This window comes from Costertonia aggregata (genome assembly GCF_013402795.1).
Lineage (GTDB): Bacteria > Bacteroidota > Bacteroidia > Flavobacteriales > Flavobacteriaceae > Costertonia > Costertonia aggregata.
In genome coordinates this window covers 2,256,812-2,269,773 of sequence record NZ_CP058595.1, presented here as the reverse complement: position 1 = coordinate 2,269,773, position 12,962 = coordinate 2,256,812, and the positions used below count along the sequence as shown (strand labels likewise).

Annotated in this window: 5 protein-coding genes; all 5 read left to right on the top strand. The window is 39.5% G+C overall.

Annotated elements, in window-relative coordinates; genetic code table 11:
- Nucleotides 1-56 precede the first annotated feature (56 nt).
- The 5 genes from HYG79_RS10390 (at nt 57) to HYG79_RS10370 (ending at nt 12,942) form a co-directional block, all read left to right on the top strand.
- Complete coding sequence (locus HYG79_RS10390) at nt 57-1,538, top strand: xylulokinase (RefSeq protein ID WP_179242026.1); 1,482 nt, start codon at nt 57-59, stop codon at nt 1,536-1,538.
- Nucleotides 1,539-1,541: 3 nt separating this feature from the next.
- Entirely contained in the window at nt 1,542-2,867 is a 1,326-nt protein-coding gene (gene xylA / locus HYG79_RS10385) for a xylose isomerase (protein ID WP_179242025.1), read from the top strand.
- A 165-nt stretch (nt 2,868-3,032) separates the two neighbouring features.
- A complete protein-coding gene (locus HYG79_RS10380; RefSeq protein WP_179242024.1) occupies nt 3,033-6,329 on the top strand; it encodes a VCBS repeat-containing protein in 3,297 nt (1,098 codons plus the stop codon).
- Nucleotides 6,330-6,335: 6 nt separating this feature from the next.
- Nucleotides 6,336-9,695, top strand: a complete 3,360-nt coding sequence (locus HYG79_RS10375) for a VCBS repeat-containing protein (RefSeq protein ID WP_179242023.1) — start codon at nt 6,336-6,338, stop codon at nt 9,693-9,695.
- On the top strand, nt 9,688-12,942 hold the full coding sequence (locus HYG79_RS10370) for a CRTAC1 family protein (RefSeq protein WP_179242022.1): 3,255 nt from the start codon (nt 9,688-9,690) through the stop codon (nt 12,940-12,942). Before HYG79_RS10375 ends, HYG79_RS10370 begins: the two co-directional genes overlap by 8 nt.
- Nucleotides 12,943-12,962: the final 20 nt, after the last annotated feature.

Below are 12,962 nucleotides of genomic sequence, written 5' to 3'. Positions count from 1 at the left end.
TTTTTATTTTTTGCCCTCCCCGTAAAAAATAATATCTTTCAAAATCAAAGCTTGATATGTACACCATAGGTTATGATATTGGAAGTTCCTCGATTAAAGTGGCTTTAGTAGATACCGCTACCGGAAAAAGCTTGGATGTTGTTAGCCAACCCGATAATGAAATGGGAATGATATCCTTAAAAAACGGTTGGGCCGAACAAAACCCGAATGATTGGTGGGTTCACGTTTGTAACGCTACAAAACTATTGCTTGCAAAAAACAATATCGATTCAAAAACTATTAAGGGTATTGGCATTTCTTACCAAATGCACGGACTCGTAGTCGTTGACCAAAAAGGAAATCCTTTAAGGGATTCCATCATTTGGTGTGATAGTAGAGCGGTCAAAATCGGGAAAGAGGCATTCAAAGAGCTTGGAACCAGAAAGTGTTCAGAAAATTTATTGAACTCCCCCGCCAATTTTACTGCCTCAAAGTTAAAGTGGGTCAAAGAAAACGAACCCGATATTTATAACTCGGTTTATAAATTTATGCTTCCAGGCGATTATATCGCCTATAAGTTCAGCGATAACATTTGCACTACCTTATCCGGGCTTTCAGAAGGGATTCTTTGGGACTTTACAAAAAACACTACTGCCGATTGGTTGCTGGATCATTATGAACTGGACAAATCAAAGATTCCAGATATCGTATCTACTTTTTCAAACCAAGGGGGAGTTTCCAAAGAAGGTGCCATGGCATCAGGCTTAACTGAAGGAACTCCTATTTTATATAGGGCGGGTGATCAGCCTAACAACGCCTTATCCTTAAATATTTTTAATCCCGGAGAAGTGGCAGCCACCGGTGGCACCTCGGGTGTTATGTATGCCGTAACCGATAGCCTTTCCGCAAAGGAAAGTTCAAGGGTCAACAATTTTGCCCATGTCAACTACGATACAAAACAGATACGAATTGGCAAACTCCTTTGCATCAATGGTGCCGGTATTCAATATCGTTGGCTTTTGAACAACTTGGACGTTTCGTCATATGAAGAAATGAACCAACTGGCAGCTTCGGCACCCGTTGGTTCGGACGGCGTTCTCATACACCCATTTGGAAACGGAGCAGAAAGGGTTTTGGATAACAAAAATCTGGGTACGCATATGTCGAATATCAATTTAAACATACATTCCAAGGCTCATTTATGTAGGGCCGCTTTAGAAGGTATCGCTTTTTCATTTGTTTACGGTATAGATGTTATGAAATCCGATGGTATACAACCAAAGGTTATTCGTGCTGGTAATGACAATCTTTTTAGGTCTGAGATTTTTTCGACTACCATATCCACACTCATTAATCAAGAGATTGAAATTTATAATACCACGGGAGCTATTGGGGCCGCAAGGGCTTGTCAATTACACTTGGGTGACTTTGAAACTTTTGGAAAACAGATTATGGATAACGATTTCATAATGCAATTTAAACCATTGAAAGAACGCAACAGCTTTAAAACGGCCTACTCAAGATGGAAGGACAGATTAGATGAACTTTTAAAAAAATAAAAAATGGCTTTAATAGGTAATACAGAATACTTTAAGGGAATAGATGAAATAAAATTTGAAGGTAAAGAATCCGACAATCCATTATCCTTCAAATACTATAACCCCGAGCAAACGGTAGCTGGTACAACCATGCGGGAACATTTTAAATTTGCCATTGCCTATTGGCACACCTTCTGCGGTCAAGGTGCCGATCCGTTTGGACCCGGTACCCAAAATTTTGAATGGGACAAGCCATCGGACCCTATTGATGCAGCAAAGGCAAAGGCCGATGCCGCTTTTGAGTTTATCACAAAAATGGGTTTCGACTATTTTTGTTTTCATGATTTTGATCTCGTACAAGAAGCGTCCTCATTTTCTGAATCCGAGAAAAGATTGGCGAAAATCGTTGATTTTATAAAAGAGAAAAAGAAAGAAAGTGGTGTTAAACTATTATGGGGTACGGCCAACTGTTTTTCCCATCCTAGATACATGAACGGAGCCTCCACAAATCCGGACTTTAATGTTTTGGCAAGGGCTGGCGGACAAATAAAACTTGCGCTTGATGCCACTATGGAACTTGACGGGGAAAATTATGTGTTCTGGGGAGGCAGGGAAGGTTACATGTCTCTCTTGAATACCGATATGAAACGTGAATTGGATCATATGGGACAATTTTTGGGAATGGCCCGTGATTATGCAAGAAGCCAAGGGTTCAAAGGTAATTTTTTTATTGAACCCAAACCCATGGAACCCATGAAACACCAATATGATTTTGATTGCGCCACGGTAATCGGGTTTTTACACCAATATGGGCTACAGGATGATTTCAAATTGAATATAGAGGTCAACCATGCTACCTTGGCCAGCCACACCATGCAACATGAACTGGAGATTGCCGCCGCCCATGGCATGCTAGGAAGTGTAGATGCCAATAGGGGCGATTATCAAAACGGTTGGGATACAGACCAGTTTCCAAACAATATCCTGGAAGTGACCGAAGCCATGTTGATTTTTCTGAAAGCAGGCGGACTGCAAGGAGGCGGTATTAATTTTGACGCAAAAATAAGAAGAAACTCTACGGATTTGGAAGATGTTTTTCATGCCCATATCGGCGGTGCCGATGTTTTTGCAAGAGCTTTATTGACTGCGGATAAAATCATATCCTCATCGGCCTATGAAACATTACGTGCCCAAAGGTATAGCTCCTTTGATTCAGGAAAAGGGAAAGATTTTGAAAAGGGCAAATTAAATTTCAACGACCTGTATAACATCGCAAAGGAAAATGGCGAGCTAGAACTGCAAAGCGGCAAACAGGAACTATTTGAGAACATTATAAATCAATATATATAGTTTTTATTACCGCTGGGAAATTTCACTACCTGTATAAAGTTAGCTATACTATGTGGCTTGTTTTATTTATGCTGTTCAAATCGCCCATTTTAGCATAAATATTAACTCCCGCCCTTTCGTCATTCCTGTAAGATTGCTTAAATTGCCTTTTACTTTGGGTGGTATATGAACAGGAATTTAGTACTATTTTTAGCGACGATGATGCTTATCGGTTGTGGCGAAAAAGATGAAACGCTTTTTGAAAAGGTAAACTCATCGGTTACGCATATTACCTTCAAAAATACACTCAAAAGCACGCCAGAACTTAATATCCTAACCTATCTATACTACTATAACGGTGCCGGTGTTGCTGCAGCAGATTTTAACAACGACAACCTTGTAGATTTATATTTTACGTCAAATAGTGGTGCGGACAAACTGTATTTAAATAAAGGTAATCTGGTCTTTACAGACATTACAGAGATTGCCAATATAAAAAACTTGGGAAGTTGGTCCACTGGGGTAACCTATACAGATATCAACAATGATGGCCTTTTGGATATATATGTGTGTAAAGCTTCGGGCTATCGAGCTTTAAAAGGTCGTAATCTCCTGTATATAAATCTTGGTCCGAACAAAGATGGAGTACCTGTTTTTAAAGAGGATGCAACTTCTTACGGTCTTGATTTTTCGGGTCTGTCTACCCAGGCCGCTTTTCTTGATTACGACTTGGACGGCGATTTGGACATGTATCTAATGAACCACTCCGTACATCCAAACAATGCGTATGGGAAAGGGTCAAAAAGAAAAAAAATAGATTCTTTGTCCGGGGATCGACTGTACGAAAATATTGACCAAAAATTTGTGGACGTATCAAAAAAAACCGGGATTTTTCAAGGTAAAATAGGCTACGGCCTTGGGTTGGGGGTAAGTGACCTCAACGGCGACAATTATCCGGATATTTATATCGGAAATGATTTTTTTGAGAATGACTATCTATACATCAACCAAAAAAACGGGACTTTCAAGGAAATGATTACTTCGGAGCCTCACAAAATAGGACACACCTCACATTTTTCAATGGGAAATGATATTGCGGACATCAACAACGATGGCCTAGTAGATATACTGTCTGTTGATATGTTGCCCGAAGATTTGGAAACCTATAAGTCCTCAGGTTCGGATTTTAGTTACTCTACCTATGAAAATTATATAAAAAATGGCTATGCCCGGCAATACATCCAAAACACACTTCAACTAAACTTAGGGAATTCTAGATTTTCAGAAATAGGTCATTTATCCGGTATCTCTGCTACAGAATGGTCTTGGTCACCGCTCCTAGCGGATTTTGACAACGATGGCCTTAAAGATATTTTTATCACCAACGGTATAAAAGGCGCTACAAATGATATGGATTTTGTAAAATTCATCTCTAATGATGCCATACAGAAGAGTATCGACGAGGGCATGTCAAAAATGGACATGAAACTGATAGATAAAATACCCCAAATTAAAGTACCCAATTACTTATTTAAAAATCTCGGAAACCTAAAGTATGAAAACGTGAGTGACAAATGGGTGACTTCAGAACCTTCATTTAGTAATGGTAGTATATATGCTGATTTGGACAATGATGGTGATTTGGATATAGTCGTCAATAATGTTGATGACCATGCGTTTGTATTGGAGAATAAAGCGACGGTTTCAAATAACTACATAAAAATCTATTTACACGGAGAAGAGAAAAACCCTTTGGGCATTGGTGCAAAACTACATATATATGCTTCTGGAAAATACATATTTGAAGAAAATTACAACACTAGGGGTTACTTATCTTCCATTTCACCGGATAAAACGATAGGACTGGGGCAGGCAAAGAAAATAGACTCGCTTATTGTGGTATGGCCCAATGGGTATTCACAAAAATTGAAAGATATTGAAGTGAACAAGTCGATAGACCTTCACACAAAAGATGCCAAACTTCGCAAAAACAAAAGTAAAAATCCGATTAAAACAAACACATACATAAATGCAGGAACTTTACTGAATTTTTCACATAAGGACAAGGCTTCGCTGGAGTTTTATAGAAACCCATTGACCCCTTACGCAACCACAAATGAAGGACCATCAATTGCAGTAGCCGACGTTGACAAGAATGGAAAGACGGATATATTCATAGCTGGAGCTAAAAATCAGGCATCAGCATTTTTTCTTCAGGATAGTCTAGGAAGATTTAACAAATCACTGGATACCATATTTGAAAACGACTCAAAAAGTGAAGATGTGTCGCAGGTGTTTTTTGATGCGAACAACGATGGCTGGCAAGATTTACTGGTAGTCAGTGGTGGCAATGAATATAAAAACGGCAAACCGTTAATACCTCGCCTTTATATCAACAGAAAAGGTGTTTTGGCCAAAGATTCCATTCAATTTAAAAATCTGCAGATAAACGCATCCAAGGTAGATGCGAGCGACATTGATAATGATGGCGATTTTGATATTACCATCACTTCGGATGCCGTACCTGCGGAATTTGGCGCAACTCCCGTACAATATATTTTAAAAAACGATGGTAAAGGCAACTTTAAGGACGTTACGATTGGGTTTGCCCCAGATTTCCGATCTCTGGGCAATGTAAAAGACTTTGTTTGGCAGGATATCGATGATAATGGATATAAAGATCTAATTGTCGTCGGGCACTGGATGCCTCTATCCATTTTTTACAATACCGGTAAGCGATTGGTGTTACAGTCTAAAAACGGATTGGAAAAATCTCATGGTCTGTGGAATACGCTTACAATTTCAGATTTTGATAAAGATGGGGACTTGGATATCGTAGCAGGCAATTTTGGACTCAATAGCAAGCTAAAAGCCTCTCCCCACGAACCGCTTAGTTTATATAGAAAGGATTTTGACCAAAACAATGCCATTGAAACCCTTGTAACCTATTACTATAAAGGAAAGGAAACTACCTTTGCCTCAAAAGACGAGCTAACGGGACAGCTCCCGTACCTAAACAAAAAGTTTCTTTCGTATGGGGAATTTGCAAAGGCGGATATTCATGAGCTTTTTGGGCAAAAAAATCTACGAACCGCAGAAAAAAAAGAAGTCTATTCATTGGCTTCCACATATTTTGAAAATCAAGGCGATGGTGTTTTCACACCCATAATGCTTCCTATGTATTCCCAGTCGTCCACAATACAGGATATCGCTTTGGAAGATTTTAACAAAGATGGCTTTACAGACCTGTTACTGGTCGGTAACAATTATGAAATTAACACCCAGTTGGGTAGGATGGATGCGCTACAAGGCGTAATTTTGCAAAATGATAAAAAAGGTAGGTTTTATTGGGACAACACACTTAAAATAGATGTTCCAGGGCCTGCAAGAGATATACAAAGAATACATGCGGGAGAGCGCAATTGTTTTGTTATTGCCATAAATAACGGTTCCCCTATTTTTCTTTGTGATGAAAATCAATAAAAGGCTATGAAGAGTGTTGTTTCAAATAAAATATGCTGTTTTCTTTTTTTCTTAGCGTTACTATCATCCTGTAAATCAAACGATAGCGACACCAAAGAAGATTTTGGTAATGACAATACATTATTTACATTGCTTTCCCCCGAGGAAACGGGCATAGATTTTATAAACAAAGTAGAAAATCAGAAAAACTTCAATATTTTCAAATACCGTAATTTTTATAATGGTGGCGGGGTGGCCATTGGCGATATCAATAACGATGGTTTGGCCGATATTTATCTCACGGGAAATATGGAACCCAACAAACTGTACTTGAACAAAGGCAATTTTGTATTTGAGGACATCTCAAAGACCGCCAATGTTGAAGGCAACAAACCTTGGTCTACCGGGGTGGTCATGGCCGACATAAATGCAGATGGCCTTCTGGATATTTATGTGAGCAATGCCGGTAATATGGAGGGCAACAATCACGACAATGACCTGTACATAAACAATGGGGACCTTACATTTACCGAAAAATCCGAAGAGTTCAACCTTGCCAAAACGGGTTTTTCCACTCACGCAACTTTCTTTGATTATGATAAGGACGGGGATTTGGATGCGTACATCTTAAACAACAGTAATATTCCGGTAAGTAGTTTGGGCTATGCGGAACAAAGGGACGTACGTGCCCAGGATTGGGAAGGCGTACCCGATATTTTCAAAGGCGTTGGCGATATGCTTTTACGCAATGATGATGGGAAATTTGTTGACGTAAGCGAGGACGCTGGTATTTATGGCAGTTTAATCGGTTTTGGATTGGGCGTAATGGTGACCGATATAAACAATGACCTGTATCCCGATATCTATGTTTCCAATGACTTTTATGAAAGGGATTATCTATACATAAACAATCAAGATGGTACGTTTTCGGAAGAAATCAAAAAATGGACCTCCCATTTGAGTTTGTCGGCCATGGGGATAGATATGGCCGATATCAACAATGATGGAAATACTGATATATTCATTACCGATATGCTTCCCGAGCCAGATGAAAGGGTAAAATCCGTAATGACCTTTGAAGGCTACAACGTTTTCAAATTAAAGCAGAGCAAAGACTTTTATCAACAATATATACAGAATACACTTCAATTGAACAACGGTAACGGTACATTTTCAGAGGTAGCCTATTACAGCGGTGTAGATGCTACGGATTGGAGCTGGGCAGGCCTACTTTTTGATATGGACAATGACGGTCTGCGCGATATTTATATTACCAATGGCGTAAACCATGACCTTACCGATATAGATTTCGTAGATTTCTTCGCCAATGAAATCATTCAAAAAATGGCACTTACGGGAAAAAAAGAATCCATTGACTCTATCATAAATAAAATGCCCATAAAGCCCCAACCTAATTATGCTTACAAAAATAACGGTGATATTACCTTCAAAAACGCCAGCAAAGAGTGGGGCTTACAAATTCCGAGTCTCTCCAATGGTGCTGCATACGGGGACTTGGACAATGACGGGGACCTGGATTTAGTGGTAAACAACGTAAACATGCAGTCCTTTGTTTATCAAAACAATGCTGAAAAGCAAACTGACCACAACTACATCAAAATAGATTTTGAAGGTACCGAAAAAAATAAGTTCGCCATAGGTACAAAGGTTTGGCTATATTACGATAACGCAAGAGTAGTTCAAGAGTTGATGCCCTCAAGAGGGTTTCAATCCTCAATGGACTATGTCATGACCATTGGTCTAGGAGATACAAAAACCATAGACTCCCTTCGTGTAGTTTGGCCTGATGACAGGACACAACTTTTGAAAAAAGTGGAAGCGAACCAATTTCTGCATCTTAAACATACCGATGCAACAAAAACTTTTTCCTATCCCAAAACTCCTCTAACAAAAACTTTGTTGACGCAGATAAACAGTCCGCTAAACTATCGTCACGAAGAAAACAATTACAACGATTTTGATTACGAGGGGTTAATTTACAAGCTACTGTCTCAAGAAGGTCCGGCACTAGCGGTTGCCGACGTTGACAACGATGGTAATGAAGATGTTTTTATAGGGGGTGCAAAGGGGCAATCGGCCTCTGTGCTATTTCACGAAAATTCTGGTATTCTAGGCCAAAAGTCTCAAAAAGCTTTTCAAGATGATGCCAATTTTGAAGACACGGCCGCAGCATTTTTTGATGTTGATAATGACGGTGACCAAGACTTATTGGTCGGCAGTGGTGGTAATGAAATAGAACAGCAGAGTTCGTACAGGACCCGGTTGTATTTGAACAATGGTAAGGGGAATTTTTCAAAGTCCGGTCAAAACCTCCCTTCCACCTTCAAAAACATAGCGGTCATAGCACCCAACGACTTTGATAACGATGGGGACATAGACGTATTCATAGGATCTAGGAGCGTAGTAGGCACTTATGGTGTAGACCCAAATCATCTATTTTTAGAAAATAACGGTGATGGTACATTTACCGATGCGACGGAACGTTTGGCATATGACACCAAAGATGCAGGAATGATAACCAGCGCCATTTGGGTAGATATGGATGGGGACGATAAAAAAGACCTTGTAACTGTATCGGACTGGGGAATTCCCAATATCTATAAAAACTCTGGCAGAAGGTTATCAAAATCAACCACTACGTTGGATAGCTTGTACGGTTGGTGGAACGTCGTTGAATTCGCGGATTTGGACAAAGACGGTGATCAAGACTTAGTTCTGGGAAATCAAGGTAGTAACCTTCACTACAAACCTACCGGCGAAAATCCCATGAAAATGTGGATCAACGATTTTGACAATAATGGTACTTTGGAACAAATAGTTACACAAAATTTCAATGGTAAGGATTATCCATTACATCAGAAAAAAGAACTTACCGAACAAATGGTCAAGTTAAAAAAGGAAAATTTGAAGGCATCGGATTATGCGAAAAGAACCATAGAGGAACTTTTTGAGAAAGAAGTTTTTGAAAAATCCATAGTAAAGACTGCAGCAATATCCGAATCTGTAATCGCCATAAACGAAGGCGGTGGCAAGTTTACCATCAAAAAACTGCCAAGCAGAGTACAGCTTTCCTGTGTTTGCGGGATTAGCTGTACCGACATCAATAACGATGGGCATTTGGACTTGATAATGGCCGGTAACAATTTTGAGTTCAAACCACAGTACTCAAGGCTCGATGCCAGTTACGGGAACGTTCTTCTCGGCGATGGCAAGCTTAATTTCGAGTGGCAAGATTACAATACGAGTGGCTTTTTTATCCGGGAAGAGGTAAAACACTTAAAACAATTCAAGGATAAAAAGGGAAACACATTTTTGATCGCCGCGATAAACGATAATGAACCAAAGGTTTTTACACTGAATGAATAAGCACATTGTATACATGCTGGCAGTGCTCATATGCTTTGGTTGCAACGATGAAGGCACACTTTTCAAAAATCCACCTCCCGATGAAACGGGAATTACTTTTGCAAATAATCTTACCGAAACCGATGACCTCAACATTTTGGATTATCTGTATTTTTATAACGGTGGTGGGGTTGCCATTGGCGACATAAACAACGACAACTTGCCCGATATCTACTTTTCGGGGAACCAAGAAAAAAACAAGCTTTACCTAAATAAAGGAAACCTGCAATTTGAGGACATAACAGATTTTGCAGGGGTCTCAGGAAATAGCACATGGAATACGGGTACGGTCATGGGCGATGTAAATGGTGATGGCCTTTTGGATATTTACGTGTGTGCCGTGGTAGGCATCAATGGGTTCAACGGTCATAACGAACTTTTTATCAACAATGGCCTTTCAAAAAGTTCGGGGCAGGTTACTTTTACCGAGAGTGCTGCCAAATATGGGCTTGATTTTGACTCTTATAGTTCTTCTGCCGCTTTTTTGGATTATGATAAGGATGGCGATTTGGACATATACCTTCTAAACCATGCCGTACACACCCAAGAATCTTACGGAAAAGCTGATTTACGGTTAAAACGAAATTATCAGACCGGTGATAAACTACTCAGAAACGATAATGGGAAATTCACCGATGTCAGTGAAATGGCAGGCATATTTGGAGGCATAAACGGCTATGGCTTGGGCATTGCAGTTTCAGATTTTAATCAAGACGGTTGGCCCGATATTTATGTAGGCAACGATTTTCATGAAGATGACTACTACTATCTAAACAACAAAAACGGAACATTTACCGAAAGCCTTAAAAAACACTTTGGACACACCAGTAGATTTTCTATGGGGAATGACGTAGCCGACATCAATCAAGATGGTTTGCCCGATTTGATTTCTTTGGATATGCTTCCAGAGGATGAAATGGTTCTAAAATCCTCGGAAGGGGACGACAACATACAAACACAAAAACTAAGAATACAAAATTACGGGTACCATTACCAATTTACCAGAAATATGCTATATATCAACCAGCCCGATGGTAATTATATGGAAACCGCTTTACTTAGCGGTATAGCCGCTACCGACTGGAGCTGGAGTTCCCTTTTTGGGGATTATGACCAAGATGGACTTCAGGATCTGTTCATTTCAAACGGAATTCCCAAACGCCCCAATAACCTGGATTTTATAAATTTCACTTCGAACGATCAAATAAAAAACAAAATAAACAATACCAAACTGGTAGATCAACAGGCGTTGGATCTAATGCCCAGTGGCAGAACGCATAACTATATTTTTAAGGGAGCAAACGATTTAAAATTTATAAACAAATCCAAAGATTGGATTGTCAAAGACACTTTGGCAACCGGAGCAACGGCTTGGGGAGATCTCGATAACGATGGGGATTTAGATTTGGTGACGAGTAATATCAACAGTCCCGCCAAAATATATATCAACAAGACCAATGAAAAGGCAAACTACCTGAAGTTGAAATTTGAGTATAAAAAAGATAATATTTTGGGTATTGGCACTAAAGTGTTCTCGTACCACCAAGGCAAACAGCAATATAAAGAGCTGTACACGGTAAGGGGATTTCAAGCCTCTTCCCAACCTATACTACATTTTGGTTATGGTAAAACGGATGTAGTGGATTCGGTGAAGGTCATTTGGCCCAATGGCACCTATCAAATGGTGAAAAACATAAAAGCAAACCGGACACTTACCATAAAACCAAAAAATACCAAAGTATTTGATTACGCTTCAATACGGCCAAAAACCAAGGTGATTTTCAATAAGATAGACACTAATCTTGGCATAGATTTTACGCATACAGAAGATAATTATACCGATTTCAACCGACAAAAACTCATCCCTTATCAAATATCGGATAGAGGGCCCGCAGTAGCCGTTAAAGATTTAGACAATGACGGCAAGGAAGATATATTCTTTGGTGGTTCAAAATTCATGCCCTCAAAGGTGTATATACAAACCGATTCTGTTTATATCCCCAAACTAATTCCTCAGATAAGCAAAGACTCAATTAAAGAAGATGTGACCGCCACAATAGCCGATTTCAACAATGATGGGAAAAATGACCTGATGATAGGCTCTGGCGGAGCTGATTTTTACAACAAAATGAAGCCATTGTTAAACAGTTATTACAAGCAAAAAGATTCGTTGTTCGTAGATGCAAAATTGCCCGATTACTTCGAAAACACTTCTGTTGTAAAGCCATATGACTATGACGGGGATGGCGATGTAGATGTGTTCGTCGGTAACCAGTCCGTATCCAACGACTTTGGGAAAATTCCCAAATCCTATCTGTTGGAAAATAAAAACGGGGAATTCTCCGCAATTGAAATTACGGAATCCGGAATGGTGACCGATGCCGTTTGGGATGATTTTGATGGTGACGGCACAACAGATCTAATCATCGTTGGTGAATGGATGCAACCGATATTTTATAAGAACAATAATGGCAAACTTACCCCTACTCCCACTATTGATGAATCTTTGGCAGGACTTTGGCAAAGTATCCTGCCTTTTGATATTGATGGCGACGGTGATACAGATTACCTTTTGGGCAATTGGGGTGTAAACAACAAATTCAGTATATCTTCGGATGCCCCTGTAAAAATGTACTATGGGGATTTTGATAAAAACGGACAAACCGAAACCATTACCGCCATCAGAAAAAATGGCGAATATTATCCCTTGGAGGGTCTGGACGGCCTTTCAGGTCAAATGGTAAGCCTTCGTAAAAAATTCACTTCATACAGTAGCCTTGCTGGTAAGACCGTAGAAGAGATATTTGATAAGGATGTATTGAAAAGGGCTAAAATATTTGAAATAAACGAACTCAGATCAGGGTATTTGAAAAATAACGATGGTGATTTTGTATTTATTCCGTTTCAAACAGCATTACAGGTTTCCCCCATACTATCGTTTGTATCTTTTGATTTTGATGCAGATGGTGAAGAAGAGGTTTTGGCCGCTGGAAACTATTTTGGTGTAAAGCCGTACCATGGCAGGTTCGATTCTTTTCCCGGAGCGCTGATAAAAAACGAAAAAAGTGTAATTTTGGGAAACCGTTTAGGTTTAGACCTTACGCAAAAATCCGTACGGCATTTAAATATTATCTACCTAAAAAACCAACCCTATTTACTGGTAACGTTTAATAATGATAAAGCTCATGTATACGAGCTAAGACAATAATTTTGAAGTAGTAAGATGAA